Annotated in this window: 14 protein-coding genes; 9 read left to right on the plus strand and 5 right to left on the minus strand. The window is 48.9% G+C overall.

The features are described from left to right. Window positions 1–233: 233 nt before the first annotated feature. The 7 genes from C161_RS23210 (at window position 234) to C161_RS23240 (ending at window position 8357) form a co-directional block, all read left to right on the plus strand. Entirely contained in the window at window positions 234–2057 is a 1824-nt protein-coding gene (locus C161_RS23210) for a sensor histidine kinase (protein WP_036673111.1), read from the plus strand. 5 nt (window positions 2058–2062) lie between these two features. Next, window positions 2063–2830 carry a response regulator transcription factor gene (locus C161_RS23215; RefSeq protein WP_036673113.1) on the plus strand — a complete coding sequence of 256 codons (768 nt, stop codon included), beginning with the start codon at window positions 2063–2065 and terminating at the stop codon, window positions 2828–2830. Window positions 2831–2933: 103 nt separating this feature from the next. Continuing rightward, window positions 2934–4229 carry an ABC transporter substrate-binding protein gene (locus C161_RS23220; protein WP_036673116.1) on the plus strand — a complete coding sequence of 432 codons (1296 nt, stop codon included), beginning with the start codon at window positions 2934–2936 and terminating at the stop codon, window positions 4227–4229. A gap of 30 nt (window positions 4230–4259) precedes the next feature. Next, window positions 4260–4970, plus strand: coding sequence for a hypothetical protein (locus tag C161_RS23225; RefSeq protein ID WP_036616634.1), 711 nt, complete (start codon window positions 4260–4262; stop codon window positions 4968–4970). A 238-nt stretch (window positions 4971–5208) separates the two neighbouring features. Continuing rightward, complete coding sequence (locus tag C161_RS23230) at window positions 5209–6123, plus strand: carbohydrate ABC transporter permease (RefSeq protein WP_036616636.1); 915 nt, start codon at window positions 5209–5211, stop codon at window positions 6121–6123. Continuing rightward, window positions 6107–6961: a carbohydrate ABC transporter permease gene (locus tag C161_RS23235; protein ID WP_036616638.1), complete on the plus strand. Its 855-nt coding sequence runs from the start codon at window positions 6107–6109 to the stop codon at window positions 6959–6961. The genes C161_RS23230 and C161_RS23235 overlap by 17 nt, the downstream gene beginning before the upstream one ends. A 58-nt stretch (window positions 6962–7019) precedes the next feature. Next, window positions 7020–8357 (plus strand): FAD-dependent oxidoreductase, encoded by a 1338-nt coding sequence (locus C161_RS23240; protein ID WP_156946156.1) that lies wholly within the window; start codon window positions 7020–7022, stop codon window positions 8355–8357. A gap of 516 nt (window positions 8358–8873) precedes the next feature. Here C161_RS23240 and C161_RS23245 read toward each other — a convergent pair. The 4 genes from C161_RS23245 to C161_RS23260 form a co-directional block, all read right to left on the minus strand. Next, a complete protein-coding gene (locus C161_RS23245) occupies window positions 8874–9524 on the minus strand; it encodes an amino acid ABC transporter permease (protein WP_036673117.1) in 651 nt (216 codons plus the stop codon). Between the two features lie 111 nt (window positions 9525–9635). Then, a complete protein-coding gene (locus C161_RS23250; RefSeq protein WP_036616642.1) occupies window positions 9636–10358 on the minus strand; it encodes an amino acid ABC transporter permease in 723 nt (240 codons plus the stop codon). A 101-nt stretch (window positions 10359–10459) separates the two neighbouring features. Then, on the minus strand, window positions 10460–11290 hold the full coding sequence (locus tag C161_RS23255; RefSeq protein WP_036673119.1) for a transporter substrate-binding domain-containing protein: 831 nt from the start codon (window positions 11288–11290) through the stop codon (window positions 10460–10462). A gap of 40 nt (window positions 11291–11330) precedes the next feature. Continuing rightward, window positions 11331–12059: an amino acid ABC transporter ATP-binding protein gene (locus C161_RS23260; RefSeq protein WP_051449904.1), complete on the minus strand. Its 729-nt coding sequence runs from the start codon at window positions 12057–12059 to the stop codon at window positions 11331–11333. Between the two features lie 480 nt (window positions 12060–12539). Between C161_RS23260 and C161_RS23265 the strand changes: the two genes are divergently transcribed. After that, window positions 12540–14153 (plus strand): glycoside hydrolase family 28 protein, encoded by a 1614-nt coding sequence (locus C161_RS23265; RefSeq protein ID WP_036673124.1) that lies wholly within the window; start codon window positions 12540–12542, stop codon window positions 14151–14153. Window positions 14154–14303: 150 nt separating this feature from the next. Here C161_RS23265 and C161_RS23270 read toward each other — a convergent pair whose 3' ends face one another. Beyond that, window positions 14304–15155 (minus strand): AraC family transcriptional regulator, encoded by an 852-nt coding sequence (locus C161_RS23270; protein ID WP_036616653.1) that lies wholly within the window; start codon window positions 15153–15155, stop codon window positions 14304–14306. A 257-nt stretch (window positions 15156–15412) separates the two neighbouring features. Here C161_RS23270 and C161_RS23275 point away from each other — a divergent pair, with 257 nt between their 5' ends. Further along, a complete protein-coding gene (locus C161_RS23275) occupies window positions 15413–15874 on the plus strand; it encodes a cupin domain-containing protein (RefSeq protein ID WP_017691032.1) in 462 nt (153 codons plus the stop codon). The last annotated feature ends 50 nt before the right edge of the window (window positions 15875–15924 follow it).

The raw sequence follows: 15924 nt of genomic DNA on the forward strand, positions 1-15924 counted from the left end.
TTTTGGTCTAATTAGTGTTCTTATATAAATAGCGTAGTCGACTGTAGCGATACAGTCGGCTTTTTTTGCGTTCCCCCTGAAACCTATGCGGATAACTTGAAATTCCGTACCAATTCCAGGATTGGCAGGATAGCGGATGATCATTAAAACTGGATATGATGACCCCAGTTATATCCAGATTGATCTGTGAAGGGGGCTCATACAATGATCGGGAGAGGGAGGGATGAACGGAAATGATGGACAAGGTACGCATTTTTTTCGGAAAAAATGTAAACCTGCGCACCAAGTTGCTCCTGTTGTTCCTGGCGCTGACGTTGCTGCCGCTAAGTTTACAGGGATTGATGAACTACAAGCATTTCTCGAAGACGATGGATCGCAAGACCGAGCAATTTACCATTGAACTGGTTCGCCAGATTAACGCCAATCTGAATCGGCTGCTGAAGGACTTTGAGCGGTTGTCGCTCTTGCCGCTTTACGATCAGATGGTGCTTGGCATTCTGGGCAAATACAACGCTTCAATGGGGTCGGGAACATGGGCGAGGTCTGAGGATTATCTGAAAATGAAGCTTTACACATCGGGTCAAGCTTATGACCGGCCCGAGATTCGGGGAATTCATCTGATCAGCAACAGCGGCATTTTGTTCTCCAATCTCGATTCACTGGCGGTCAAGCCGGTATGGGACAGTAGGCAGGATGACTGGTTTGCAGAGCTTAACGACTCCGAAGGGACATGGCGCCTGCTTCCTCCGCATGACCCCGGCTATTACACGGGCGGTCAGCAAGAATCGTATATATCGGTGGGCAGAGTGCTTCGAGATCCGGGCACGCTCCAACGATTGGGTTACATTTTGATTGATATCCGGCTGGAGGCCTTCGGTCAACTGTTATCCAATCTGAATTATGAGCAAGATGCAAGCCTGATGATTGTAGACAGCAAACAGCGTCTTCTGTTCGAACGGACCTCAATCGGAGGAATGTCTGCGTACGACCAGTTGCTAATGCAGGGACAGCTTCCAAGCTATGCAGGAAACCAAAAAGTTGTTCTGGATGGGCAGCCCTATCTCTATGTACAACACCATTCCAGCTATTCCGGGCTTTCGGTGATCAGTCTTACACCTATTGCTGTGATTCAAAAGGAGTCGGGTGAGATGCTCACCTTCACAATATGGTTCGCTGTGTTATGTATGGCGGGTATAGCGATTCTGGCGGTTCTGTTATCTTATCGTATCACCCGGCCGCTGATTCGACTGAAGCACCACATGATTCGGGTGGAGCAGGGAGATTTTAGCCAGCGTGTAGCACACTTCAGCAGTGATGAATTCGGACAGATTAGCCGGGGCTTTAACCGAATGATGGAAGAGATTCATCGACTGTTCAATGAGGTGTTTCTGCTGGGCATTCAAGAGCGGGAGGCAGAGTTGTCAGCGTTGCAAAGCCAGATGAATCCCCATTTTATATACAACACGCTGGAGTCCATTAACATGATGGCCATTCGCCAGAAGCATGCTGAGGTGTCGGACATGGTGACGGCGCTTGGCAAGCTACTGCGCTATACGATTGATAAGGTGGACCGGATGGTTCCATTTGGGGAAGAACTTGCTTTTGTACAATCCTATGTACGCATTCAGCAGGTCCGTTACGACGGCAAGTTAGAGATTATCTATGATATCGAAGAAGGGATAACCGAGTATTTGATTCCCAAGCTGGTACTGCAACCGCTGGTGGAGAATGCAGTCTACCATGGCATTGAAGGGCAGGAAAATGGAGGAGTAATCTGGGTATCTGCCTTGAAATTCGACCAGGAGCTACTGATTAGTGTACGAGACAACGGTAAGGGCATGGCTCAGGCAAAGATTGACGAGTTAAATGAATCCATATCAAAACAGCCTTCCAATGAGGCATTACGTTGCCATGCCGGTGATAGTCTGGGGCTTAACAATATCGCCCAGAGGCTTCGCCTCATGTATGGAGAAGGTGGCAGCCTAAGCATTGATGGAAGTCCTGGGCAGGGACTGGTGGTCACGATATCCATTCAACTTCTACCGAAAGGGGAATGAAGCGCATGTATAAAGTATTGCTTGTAGAGGATGAGACGGTCATCCGTCAGGGACTGAGGGAGCTGATCGTACAAGTGTCTTCTCAGTTTCAGGTAACGGGCGAAGCATCGAGCGGTACCGAGGCACTGGATTTTCTGAGATGTGAGGTGCCGGATGTGTTAATCACGGATATCCGCATGCGTGAAATGGACGGATTAACTTTGGTAAGCAAAGCCAGAGACATGTACCCTGAATTGTTAATGCTCATCATTAGCGGCTACGGCGAGTTTGAATATGCACGCAGAGCGATGGAGTTCGGGGTGTTGAACTACCTGTTGAAACCAATCGATCGTTATGAACTGGCATTATGCATACAAAAGATTCAATTGCTGCTGGATCGCAGATACGGTATTACAACTCTTTCGATCCCTGAGCCATCTGGGAAAGCAGAACACGCTGGTGGAGATACACGGAAGATTATCCGAGATGTGAAGGAGCACATCAAGCAACATCCCGATGGAGATTTGCGGCTCCAGACGATAGCAGATCTCGTTCACTTAAACCCTACTTATTTGAGCCAGTTGTTCAAGAACGAAATAGGCATTAATTATTCCGAATACATCACAGAGGCACGTATGGAGCGGGCCAAGTGGTTGCTGATCAACACGGGTCTCAAAATCTATGATGTGGCAAGGTTATCCGGGCATCAAAGTCCCAAACACTTCATGCTGGTGTTCAAGCAGCAGGTGGGATGGACTGCGGGAGAATACCGAGACCGATTCAGTATCTCTTGAAAAACCATACCATTTCTGTAGTTGGCGTGATTTATGAGGGAACGAAGCTTTCGTTATACTTTGGTTGCACCTGTATACCACGACGTCCATAAGGGGGATTTCCATGAAAAAAGCAGGACTGATACTGGTTTTTATATTCATGATGGTGGCTTCAATCGCGTGCACAAGCTTCAATTCCAGCAGTGAACCTGGCAGTGCAGGCGGGGAGAATGGAGAGGTGGAGCTGAAGTTCATGATGTGGGGCAACCAGGCACATATGGATGTATACAACAAGCTGATTGATGGCTTCACCAAGGAAAATCCAGGCATCAAAGTCACGATGGAATCCGTACCTTTCGCAGAATACCAGCAAAAAATTTCGGTGCTTGCCGCCGGAGGCTCTCTTCCCGATCTCGCCTGGGTATCGGAGCGAATGGTGCCACAATTCAAGTCCAACCACATTCTGGCCGATGTATCCGAGTTCAAGGATGATGCACAGTTTAAGCTGGATGATTATATTCCAAGTACATTGGATTTGTTCCGTGATGGCGATCAACTGCTGGGACTACCTTTTTCTACACCTCCGGTGGTCATGTTTTACAATAAAACGCTGTTCGACCAAGCCGGCCTGACTGATCCAAACACACTTGCCACCCAAGGACAATGGACATGGGAACAGTTCGAAGAGTCCGCCAAAGCCATTACCAGCAAGGATGCGACCAACCGAGTCTACGGCGCCAACTTTTTTCGCGACTGGAAGACCTGGGCGGTGCTTTCCTCCTATTCCTGGTCCAATGGAAGCGGTCCATTCGACGAAGGCATGACAACGTTCACCTGGAACGATGCCTATGGCGTACAGACCTTTGAATTGCTGGAACGCATGATGTTCACCGATGAATCACACCCGAAGGCGGGTGAGCAAGTCAGCTTCGATGCGGGTAATGTGGGCATGTTCTTTGATAATTACAGCTATGTTTCCAAAGCAAGAGAAATTACGGATTTTGAATGGAGCATCGCTCCTATGCCTTCCGGTTCTCAAGGCAGTGTGCCGATGCTGGGGCAGGCCGGATATGCCATGTTCAACGACAGCAAACATCCAGAGGAAACGAAGAAACTGTTGAAGTATTTTGCCAGTGAGCAGGGGATTCAGGCGACGGCCACCTACTTTGTACCTCCGCGTACCTCTGTTCTGAACTCAGATGCATTCATTCTTCAGCCGAATAACCCGAGCAAAGAGCATATCGTGCAGGCGGTCATTGATGAAATGCCAAAAGCGCGCTTAATTCCCGGTCATATCCGTTGGCAGGATATCGACAATGCGGTATTGCAGGGATTTGACCGACTGTTTGCAAAGACAGCGACAGCTGAGGATAACCTGAAACAAATGCAGGAAGAGATCCAAAGCGTGTTGCAACCCTAAATAATTTGATTGAAACCGGAGGTGAGAACGATGAGCAAATTCAAAGAATTACTTGAACGGAAACCGCTGTCGCTGGTGGTCAGCCTGCCTGAGAATGATATTGCTTTGGCTCGGGCAGCTATGGAAGAGGGTGCTGATGCACTGAAGGTGCATTATAATGTCGGTCATCGCGCCAGCGGGAATCATTTTGGTCCATTGGACATGTACGCCGAGGTGTTTCGGGCGATCCGCAGTGAGTTTGGTGGTCCACTTGGAATCGTACCTTCTGGAAGTATTGATGGAGCAAGGCGAGAGGATGTGGAGAGGCTTTCCGGGCTGGGTTTTGACTTCTATTCCATCTATGCACATCACTTGCCATCTTTCATGCTGAGTGACTTGGGGCTTGACCCAACGTTTGCGATCAATGAGGAATATGATGCTTCCCTCGTAACATCAGCAGCGCACTTCGGCTTTACCGCTCTGGAGGCATCCATTGTACCTGGAAAAGAATATGGTACACCGCTCAGCTTCGCGGATGTGCTTAAGTATCGCCGTCTGGTCCTGCAAGCTCAGATACCGGTATTGGTTCCTTCCCAGCGAAAGCTGGTGCCGGAGGATGTTCGGGTGCTGCGCGATACCGGGGTCAAAGCAATTATGCTTGGGGCGGTCGTGACAGGCAACACGGAGGAACAGCTGCGAAGGGCTGTGAACGGGTTCCGCAATGCGGTGGACAGTCTGAACCGTCCGGACTATATAAGTTGAACTAAAGAATATTTACACTTGCCACTCCGATACCAGAACAACCTTCCGATCGCTGTTATCCCCAGATTTTTTTGAATCCCATATATAAAGGGGAAATCCGGGGATAAAGGCGACCACTTCGCTTCTTCAGGTCTTTTCTGTCCTCTACGTTCTTGTGTAAATGTATAGTTCACCTTATATAGAATCGTCGCAGAGTTCAGCTTTGGAGGAAATTGGATTAAAAGGGGAGGGCCTAATTGTGACCCATTCACGCAAGCGCAAAAGAGGGGGGCCGCTCGCCAGAGAGGCCCAGATCGCGGGGTGGCTGTTTGTATCGCCGATGGTGCTTGGGTTTACCCTGCTGCTGTTATTTCCCATGGGTCTCGCGTTATATATGAGCCTGACCGATTGGCCGCTGCTGGGGGATCATCATTTTATTGGATTGGAGAATTACCGGAATATTATGACAGACGCCATGTTCTGGAAAGTGCTTGCCAATACGGTCTATTTCACAGCGGGGCTGGTGCCGCTTAATATTGTGCTCGCCCTGCTGCTTGCGTTGTTGCTGTCCAGAAATCTGCGGGGCATCGGAATTTTCCGAACAGCGATCTTTGTTCCGGTCATGACCTCGTTGATCGTATGGGCCATCGTGTGGAAGCTGATGTATGCGACAGAGTCTGGATTGATTAATCAGCTTCTGTTGATGCTGGGCATCAAGGGTCCGGCTTGGCTTTACAATCAGGATCTGGCAATGCCAGCGATTATCGTGACAAGTGTGCTGAAAAATGTCGGTCTGAACATGGTGCTATTCATAGCAGCCATTCAGCAGGTACCGCGTTCGCTGTACGAAGCGGCAACATTAGACGGGGCGGGCAAGAGGGGAACTTTCTTTCACGTCACACTGCCCATGATCACGCCAACCGTGTTTTTGACCGTAGTCATGACCGTGATTGGTTCACTCAAAGTATTCGGGCAGATCTATGTGATGACACAGGGCGGGCCGAGCAACAGCACCAAGGTATTGGTTTATTATATCTGGGAAAAAGCATTCAAATTATTTCAGTTTGGCTACGCTTCTGCTCTCGCATATGTACTGTTCTTTATCGTGCTAATTCTGACGCTGCTGCAATGGCAGCTCCGAAAGAGGTGGGTATTCAATGAAGGCGATGCCTAGTCCTTCGGGGCGGAAGATAGGAAGTACTCTGGGGACGTATTTGTTGCTGACCCTGATTTCGCTGATTATGATTGTGCCATTTATCTGGATGATATCGACATCATTCAAGGAACCCCAGAGCATATTCACCTATCCACCGCAGTGGATACCGGATACTTTCCGATTTCAGAACTATATCGATGTCTTTCGATTGATTCCGTTTCACCGTTTTTATTGGAACAGTATCTACATTTCTGCGTTGGTTGTGCTAGGAACAGTATTTTTTGCTTCCCTCGCCGGTTACGCATTCGCCAAAATTCCGTTTAAAGGACGTAATGTGGTATTTCTCATCCTGCTGAGTGCGATGATGATTCCCCATGAGGTGACGGCGATACCGATGTTTCTGTTCATGCGGCAGCTGGGGTGGATTGATACCCATCTTCCGCTGATATTATTGCCGATCTTTGGCGCGGGTGGTGTGTTTGGCATCTTTGTGATGCGGCAGTTCTTCATTACGGTGCCAACGGAACTGGAAGAAGCGGCGATGATTGATGGTTGCAACCGATTCCGGATATATGCGCGAATTATGCTGCCCATTGCCAAGCCGGGTATGGCTACGCTGACGATCTTCACGTTTGTGACGATCTGGAATGAGTTTTTTGATCCGTTGATCTTCATTAACTCGCGTGATCTAATGACGCTGCCGCTTGGATTATCCCTGTTTACAGATGAAGTGGGTACAGCCTGGCAATATCTGATGAGTGCCACCGTCATGGCAACCTTGCCACTGTTAATTGTTTTTTTTCTGGCACAGCGGCGCTTCATTGAGGGGGTTGCCATGACGGGACTGAAAGAGTAAGCCGTGTAATACGTGCAATAGAACGAAGGAGGGACAACATTTGCGTGAACGGATGAGCATGAAAAAGGAAGAAGCAGATGTCGTTATTGTGGGAGGGGGTCCTGCGGGTATAGCGGCAGCCATTGCGGCTGGACGGCAGGGGATACGAACAGTGCTGGTGGAGCGATATGGATTCGTGGGCGGGATGTCAACCGCCGCTATGGTTTATCCTTGGATGACTTTCCATACGGAGCGCGGTGAGCAGGTCATTAAAGGTATTGCGCAGGAGATTGTGGATCGTTTGCAGGTACGTGGCGGCTCCCCGGGGCATCTGCGCGATACGGTTGGATTTGTGCATACCGTCACGCCGTACCATCCAGCCATCTTTCAGGTGGTTGCGGCAGAGATGTTGCAGGAGGCTGGTGTCCGGCTGTTATTGCACAGCTTTGTGGACGAGGTGGTCGTTGTAGATGATCGGGTGGAAGCGGTGCGAGTGACCAACAAGTCTGGAAGAAAGGAGTTCCAGGCGAATGTATTTGTGGATGCAAGCGGTGATGCGGATCTGGCTTATCTTGCGGGTGCTTCTGTGGCAAAGGGACGAGACAGCGACCATCAGTCACAGCCAATGACCATGAAATTCCGTATGCGTGGTGTGGATCTTGGACTAGTGAAGCAATACATGCTGGAGCACCCGGAGGATTTCTATGTGAAAACTCCTTTTGCTGAACTGGACAGCATTCCATTAACCGGGGTGAGCGGCTTCTATTCCCAGTGGAAAAAAGCAGGTGTGCCGATTAATCGCGACCAGGTGTTATTTTTTACCGGACCGGCAGAGGATGAAGTGCTGATTAATTGTACGCGGGTGCAGGGACTTGATGCGACAGATGCCGAGGATCTGACCTCTGCGGAACAGGAAGGCCGGAAGCAGGTGCTGATGATCGCTGAGTTTTTGCAGCGTGATGTGCCTGGATTCAAACGGGCTTCGATCTCGGCAGTAGCACCGCAGATTGGTATCCGTGAATCCAGGCGAATCATAGGTCATTACGCTTTGACCCAGGTGGATGTGGTTGCAGGACAAAAATTTGAAGATGTGATTGCCAGAAGTGGTTATCCGATTGATATTCATGACCCTTCGGGTCAAGGCGTTGTGGCTGCCTTTATAGAGGGAGATGGAGCATATGATATTCCGTATCGCTGTCTGATCTCTCGAAATATCCGCAATCTGCTGGCGGCAGGACGCTGCATCTCCACCACACATGAGGCGCATGCAACGACAAGGTTGACTCCAAGCTGTATGGCTACCGGGGAGGCCGCGGGAACAGCGGCTGCACTCACAGTGAAGATGAATCTGGACCCGGTGGAACTGCCGATCGCGCTGTTACAGGCGGAATTACGTCGCAACGGAGCAGCGATCTAGCGGATGAGCTGATTGTGGACGAATTGGGCGAATCGGGTGAATCATTAATAGTGGGAGTGGGTGTTTATTTAATTCGCGGTGGCGTACGTTCTAACGAACCTGAGGCGTCTAATTCGGGAATATAAGCTGAAATGAAAAATGTAACGAATCTCAGTGAAGTTATTTTACTCAAAACCCTGTAATAGGGGGTAAAAGCGGGGTGAATCGGAAGAATAGAGCGTCTACGATTCGTTAGATTAGAAACTATCCCCAAAATAGCTAAATAAGCTTCCCACAGTTCGTTAGAAATTGGTGGGAAGCTCGTGAATTGATGAGCATAACTGTAGCCCCAAAGACTCCAAATCCACTGCATAGCATAGGTGAATTTAGAGTTTTTGGGGCGTTCTCATTCTTTTCATCTATTAGGTTCTTTCCTTCAAGTTCATTTCTTCATATCTGATCAATCATGGGGTCTCGGTTCCTTGATGTTCCTAGTTGTTCCTTCATTTTTCCTTCATGCCTTATTCTCTCCGATTATCAATTCATCCGTGCCTCAAGTCGCCTTGCGACAATGGAGAGCGCGTAGTTGATGACAAAATACAATACGGCTGCGAGCAGCAGGGCCGGGATAATGTAATCAAAACTTTGACCGCCAAGGATCTGCACGTTGTGCATCAGTTCCGGCAGAGAGATGATGATCGCCAGTGAAGTATCCTTCAGGAGTGAGATGAACTGGCTTACCATCGGCGGGGACATGCGGCGTAGCGCCTGTGGCATGATGATGCCACCGAGAGTCTGCATGTAACTCAGGCCCGAGGAGCGGGCAGCTTCCACCTGACCGCGCTCAACAGACTTCAGACCGCTACGGACGATCTCAGCGATCATCGCGCCTTCAAACAGACTCAGTCCAACAACTGTGGACCAGAAGACGGACATTTTAATCCCGAGCTGTGGAAGTACCATGTGGATGAAGAAAATGATGAGCAACAGCGGCAGATTTCGGATCGTGTCCACGATCACTGCCACGATCTGTGACAGAACAGGGATACGGGTAAACCGGATTGTACCCAGCACAGTGCCGAGCACAAAGCTGAATATAATGGATAGCCCTGCTACCTGTAGGGTAATCAGGAATCCATGAAGCAGGAAACGAAGGTTGGGCCACGCATAGGCCCCGCTAAAGTCCATATTTTATTAGCCTCCTTCTGTATGCAGGAATGGAATATCGAAGATCAATAGATGGGGCATGGACAAGCCAATACATCTCCCTAAAAATCTGCGCAGGTACAAGTCGATCTGTTACATGGTGACCTGACCTGCCGGTTTGTTCTTTTTCGGTTTGCCTTTGGTGCTGCGCGCCTCTGCATCACTCTGTCCAAACCTGCGCTCCATATAATGCACCAGGAAGCTGAGTGGTAGCGTCAGCACCAGATAGAACAGCGCAACAATGGTGTACACACTTAGCGGCTGGAACGTATCCGAGTTAACCAGGTCGGCAAAATACATAAGATCCATACCAGCGACAACGGCAAGAATGGATGAGTTTTTGACCAAATTGATGAACTGATTGCCGATGGACGGCAGTACAATCTTGATGGCCTGGGGCAGAATGATCAGGTTCATGGCCTGTACATAGGACAAACCTGAAGACCTTGCTGCTTCCAGTTGTCCACGCGGCACGGTCTGAATGCCCGCTCGGATTGCTTCGGCAATGAAAGCGGCGGTGTAGATTGTCAAACCCAGAGTACCGGAGACAAATCCATCCAGCGAGATGCCTAGTGCAGGCAGTCCAAGATAGAAGAAAAACACAACCAGTAACAATGGGATGTTTCGGATAAATTCCACAAAAGCCGTGCCGATCCAGTTCAGCGGTTTCACAGGGGATATCCGAAAGATAGCCAGGATCGCGCCAAGGATAAAGCTGCCAATGAGAGCCATAATGCTCACTTGAATCGTATTCAGGAATCCTTCCAGAAAACGATCCGAGTGTCGCATTAGTACGCTGAAATCCAATGTGCCCATATAGGCGAAGCCTCCGTTCTCCAGATGTAGAAACGGCGATTACGTCTGCTCATGCTTCGCATCCAGCAGACGAATTCGCCGCTTACCTATCTTAATTCGGGTTACTCGGGCTTCGCGCCCAGCCATTTCTCATGTAAAGTGTCATATTCCCCACTGTCTTTCATGCTTTTGAGCAGCGCGTTGACTTCCTCCACGAAGGCAGTGTCACCTTTGCGAATGGCCATACCATAAGGTTCGCTTGTGAAATTGCCACCAACCAATTGGAAGCTGTTATCCGTCTGTTGCATACCGATGAGGATGATGTTATCTGTGGTCAGCGCTTCGCCTTTACCTGCTTTGAGAGCAGTGAATGCATCCTGATAGTTATCGAATTCAAGCACCTCAGCATCCGGGGCTTTCTCGCGAATATTCTGAGCGGATGTGGAGCCTTTCACCGCGAGTACTTTTACCCCGCTGAGGCTTTCCAGGCCGGTAATCGCACTGTCGTTTTTCACCAGCAGGGATTGGCCTGCCTCGAAATAAACATCACTGAAATCTACTTGTTCCTTACGCTCATCCGTAATTGTCATCGTGGCGATGATGATGTCGATGTCTCCATTTTGCAGCATGGGAATACGCGTCTTGGAAGTGACCTCTTTCAGTTCGACCTTGGTCTCATCTCCAAGGATCTGTTTGGCGAGTGCTTTGGCGATATCAATATCGAATCCTTCAACGTTGCCACTTGCAGGATCTTTCAAGCCAAACAGCTTCGTATCGTATTTCACACCGGCGATGAGCTTGCCACGTTCCTTAATCCGCTCAATCGTGCCTTTCGCCTCGGCGTCACCACCACCGCTCGCTGAAGGTGTATCTGTACCTGTACTACAACCTGACAATACAAGGGAGAGAATGAGGACAAGCATAAATGATGGCCATTTCAATAATTTCTTCATGAATAAAAGACCCCTTTCAAAATGGAATAGTGGATTATTCTCAATGATGAATCAGACGGCTCAGGAATTGCTGTGCTCGTTCTTCTCTGGGGTTGTCAAAAAATTCTGCAGCGTTGGCCTCTTCAACAATTCGGCCTTCGTCCATGAAGATGACCCGGTCCGCAACTTCGCGGGCGAATCCCATCTCATGGGTAACGACGACCATGGTCATGCCATTATGGGCAAGGGAGCGCATAACATCGAGGACTTCCCCGATCATCTCGGGATCAAGAGCAGAGGTAGGTTCGTCAAAAAGCATGATTTTGGGCTCCATGGCAAGTCCTCTGGCGATGGCTACCCGTTGTTGCTGTCCACCGGACAACTGGGAGGGATAACTGTCTGCTTTGTCGGCAATGCCCACCCGGGTCAGATACTTCATTGCTGTTGCGGCTGCCTGTTCTTTGGGTTGTTTGCGCACCTTCATGGGTGCAAGGGTAATGTTATCGATGACTTTTTTGTGAGGATAAAGATTGAAGTGTTGAAATACCATGCCGATGTCACGGCGGAAGAGGTTAATGTCCACCTTTTTCTGATGTAGAGGAATCCCACTGACGACAAGTTCACCTTCGGTAATGGTCTCCAGGCGGTTAATACAGCGGAGTAACGTGCTTTTGCCGGAGCCGGAAGGTCCGATAATGACGACAACCTCTCCTTCTTCAATGTGAAGATGGATATCCTTGAGGACATGAAAATGACCGAAATGTTTCTGGACACCCCTAAATTCAATCAAGAGTACACCCCATCCTTTCTGCAACGTCTGTGTGTAAAAGGAATAATAAGGAATAAATTGAAACTAGTTATTTAATCATACATAGTCATCCTGCTTATGGCAATTGGTTTGTGATAAAACATGACATAAGTAATGGGTTCCCTAGGGCTATAGCCAGAAAATATGTTATATATCTGTCATGTTATTAAACTCCTTGTGACGAATCCTGACAGAAAAATGAATCTATTCTCCTAGTTGCTTTCCAACCTTTGGAATAGTTGTATAGAGTATACTGAAAGTGATGTTTGATTTATGACTCTGATTAACAAAACAAATAGCATCAAGTTCCACGTGTACATGGCAAGAAAGCTCAACCCTACACGTCATGCCATTGATATGATGGAGCGAGAGAGCGTCCGTTTGAACGTAAGTAAGGAAAGTAAAAGCGATGTATTGATCCCATAACAATTCCATTACATGTAGAGAGGATGATTCTGCACGATGAATACATATCACTCCCCAATGTCGACAGGAGCAAGTGCCCAGTCCGATGTTCGAGCTTATGAAGCTAATTTGCCCGTCATTCCTGCTCAGGATTTTCAGCTTACAGACTATGGAGCTGTTGGAGACGGCGTAACAGATAATACGGAGATGTTCCGACTTGCCATCGCTTCATGTGCTGAAGCAGGAGGTGGGAGAATCGTAATTCCTGCCGGGGTATGGCTCACAGGCCCGATTGTAATGCGCAGCCGTATCGAACTACATGTGGAAGCAGGGGCACTGGTTACATTTAGCCGAGATTTTGATCAATACCCATTAATTGCATCAAGCTTCGAAGGATGGCAGGTGGTCCGTTGCCAATCCCCGATCGATGGTGATCAACTGGAGGATATTGCGATTACTGGTGAGGGGATATGGGATGGGGGCGGGGAGGCATGGCGTCCGGTGAAACGCTCCAAAATGACCACTTCACAATGGAACCAATTGGTCGCTTCCGGTGGTGTTGTAGAGCAATCCGGCGGAGATGAAGAAATCTGGTGGCCTACCACAGCTGCACTTGAGGGTGGCACCATCGCGAATCGATTGCATCAGGAGCAGGTACGTGATGTCGCTGCCTATGAAGAAGTCAGAGACTTTTTGCGTCCCAACATGGTCAGTTTACGGAGATGCAACCGGGTATTGCTGGACGGTCCAACCTTCCAGAACTCGCCTGCATGGAATCTGCATCCCTGGGCATCTGAGCATGTCACCATTCGTAACGTGAGTGTGCGAAATCCGTGGTTTTCTCAGAATGGAGATGGGCTGGACGTTGAATCCTGTCGTCATGTGGTGGTCGAGAAGAGTGTATTCGATGTCGGTGATGATGCGATCTGTCTGAAATCAGGCAAGGATGCCGAAGGCCGTGAACTGGGTCTTCCATCGGAGTACATCACCATTCGGGATTGCACGGTGTATCACGGTCATGGCGGGTTTGTGATTGGCAGTGAAATGTCCGGCGGTGTGCGGCATGTGCGTGTGTCGGATTGTACGTTTATCGGAACGGACATTGGACTTCGCTTCAAAAGCGCACGTGGGCGCGGCGGAGTGGTTGAGGACATTCAGATTGAGCGCATATATATGAAAGATATCATTATGGAAGCGATCTCGTTTTCCTTTTTCTATGCAAATCAGGAAGGGTCTGCCCGGGGCAGTGATCTATCTCAGGAGATTAGCGAAGAGACGCCAGTGTTCCGAGATATTCGAATATCGGATGTGATCTGTGCGGGTGCCGACACTGCGTTGCTTGTGAGTGGATTGCCGGAACAGCCTTTGGATGGGGTGATCATCCAGCGTTACAACGTGCAAGCTCGCAGTGGTATCCAATGTGCTCATGCGAAACATCTGCATATCGCTGAATTGCAAGCGCAGATCACCGAAGGTCCATTGGTTCATTTGCACCAGTGCAAAGGGGCGGAGCTAGAGAGCATTCAGGGAAAAGGTGCGGATGGCCGACTTCTGATGGTGACCGGACACGAGTCCGCAGGCATTGTATGTCGTGAAGGCGATGCAGACACAGACGGTCGTCAGATCTCTGTGGGTCCCGAGGTACGAAGTGGTGTGATCATTCGCAGATAAAAAGTATGTAGTAGGGTTATACAATTTGGTCCAATTCAGCCGTAGTGGTGCAGCCATGATCCAGTAATCGTGATGCCTTTTGATATAAGGAATGCGTAATCTCTGGAGCGAGGCTACCCACTCGGATTTTATATGAAGTTATCTGATGATCTACCGGTGTTCCTTACGATAGCGCAGCGGTGTTGTACCGGTAACCTGTTTGAATGTTTTGTTAAAATGAGCCGTATGTTCAAATCCTACCTTCTCAGCGATCATCTGGACACGCTCTTGTGTGGACAGTAATCTTCGTTGTGCTTCCCGGACACGAACAACCCGCAAATATTCGCTAAATCGAAACCCGGTAAACCGGCTGAACATTCGGCTCAGATAGGATGGACTGATATAAAAACGATTGGCTGCACCCTCCAGTGTAAGTGGTTCGGTATAGTTTTTATTCACATAAGTGACAATTTCACTGATTTTGTCCTGCATTGGATGCAAGGGACCGGGGCATGACTGCCGGATGTCCTCCTCTACCCGATGAATACGGATCAAAAGTTGGGCAAGCAGACTTCTTACGGCGATCTCATAGTGAGGGCGTCGCTCTTTGCATTCTTGCAGCATCTGCCACAATATACGCTCCATCTCGGGCTGTTCCGCTTCAGGCAGGCGAAGGAGTCTTGAACAATTAAAAGGTAGCAGACCACATATGCCAAGTTCCATCCCCGTTGCAAAAGCAGGAGAAAAACCGATTAATATCCGTTCGAAGCCGGGAATACTTCCTTTGGAGGTGGTATGTACATCGTGTGGATTAATCAGAATGAAATCACCCTTGCGGGCGGACAGAATCTGACCATTCATGGAATACACTCGTTCACCTTCAAGTAAGTAATACAGTTCGTAGAATGGATGAGCGTGAGGTTGTGGCATACCATTCCCATCATGTCTGCGCATATGTTCAATGGTAAATGAATGTTCACCGATTCGGTATTTGGGTCCAATCCGGTCCTCTATGAGACTCATGGTACAGCTCCCCTCTGCTTCACGGATTAACAACGATATCCATATCATAACGGAACATCCATCTTTTTGTAAACGCTATCATTGGAAATGAAATATTTCTTTAATCCTATCGTTAAATACCGAGAGAATGAATTCGGCATGGCACTTATGTGCTGTCAAGGTGACAAAACTTGAATGATGTTTTAGAGTAGGGGGAGAGAGGCGAAACTCTGGTTAAGGAGTGCCTTCAATATGATTTGGAAGGAAGGAAACAGGTTATGACGACACATGAATTATCGCCATTGGTTGCTGCGCTCAATATGCAACCTCACGTTGAAGGCGGTTGGTATAAGGAAGAATGGAAGGCGTCTTATCAGATTCCACAGTCCGTTCTGCCGGATACATACTCCGGCCCACGATTCTCGGCAAGTTCCACGTATTTCCTGCTACACGCACATGAAATCTCCGAGTGGCATACGGTTCTGTCCGATGAACTTTGGCTGTGGCACAGCGGCAGTCCGGTTGAACTGAAGCTGGGCGGCAACGGGGAGAACCCGGAGAACGAGGAAGTTCTTGTTCTGGGGATGGATATTGCTGCGGGGCAATCACCACAGGTGCTCGTTCCTGCCGGCGTATGGCAGACAGCGCGCCCACTGGGCGATGAGCCTGTACTGGTAACTTGCGTAGTAGCGCCAGGTTTCCACTTTGATGATTTCAAGCTGGTATCCAAAAGCGAATAGGTTTTAATATGTGAAAATCCCGATCCGAGATGCTCAGGGCATCCGAATCG

This window comes from Paenibacillus sp. FSL R5-192 (assembly GCF_000517845.1).
GTDB lineage: Bacteria > Bacillota > Bacilli > Paenibacillales > Paenibacillaceae > Paenibacillus > Paenibacillus amylolyticus.

Coding starts and splice junctions, on each gene's coding strand:
- C161_RS23210 (WP_036673111.1), top strand. CDS start 234: ATGATGGACAAGGTACGCATTTTTTTCGGAAAAAATGTAAACCTGCGC.
- C161_RS23215 (WP_036673113.1), top strand. CDS start 2,063: ATGTATAAAGTATTGCTTGTAGAGGATGAGACGGTCATCCGTCAGGGA.
- C161_RS23220 (WP_036673116.1), top strand. CDS start 2,934: ATGAAAAAAGCAGGACTGATACTGGTTTTTATATTCATGATGGTGGCT.
- C161_RS23225 (WP_036616634.1), top strand. CDS start 4,260: ATGAGCAAATTCAAAGAATTACTTGAACGGAAACCGCTGTCGCTGGTG.
- C161_RS23235 (WP_036616638.1), top strand. CDS start 6,107: ATGAAGGCGATGCCTAGTCCTTCGGGGCGGAAGATAGGAAGTACTCTG.
- C161_RS23240 (WP_156946156.1), top strand. CDS start 7,020: ATGAAAAAGGAAGAAGCAGATGTCGTTATTGTGGGAGGGGGTCCTGCG.
- C161_RS23245 (WP_036673117.1), bottom strand. CDS start 9,524: ATGGACTTTAGCGGGGCCTATGCGTGGCCCAACCTTCGTTTCCTGCTT.
- C161_RS23250 (WP_036616642.1), bottom strand. CDS start 10,358: ATGGGCACATTGGATTTCAGCGTACTAATGCGACACTCGGATCGTTTT.
- C161_RS23255 (WP_036673119.1), bottom strand. CDS start 11,290: ATGAAGAAATTATTGAAATGGCCATCATTTATGCTTGTCCTCATTCTC.
- C161_RS23265 (WP_036673124.1), top strand. CDS start 12,540: ATGAATACATATCACTCCCCAATGTCGACAGGAGCAAGTGCCCAGTCC.
- C161_RS23270 (WP_036616653.1), bottom strand. CDS start 15,155: ATGAGTCTCATAGAGGACCGGATTGGACCCAAATACCGAATCGGTGAA.
- C161_RS23275 (WP_017691032.1), top strand. CDS start 15,413: ATGACGACACATGAATTATCGCCATTGGTTGCTGCGCTCAATATGCAA.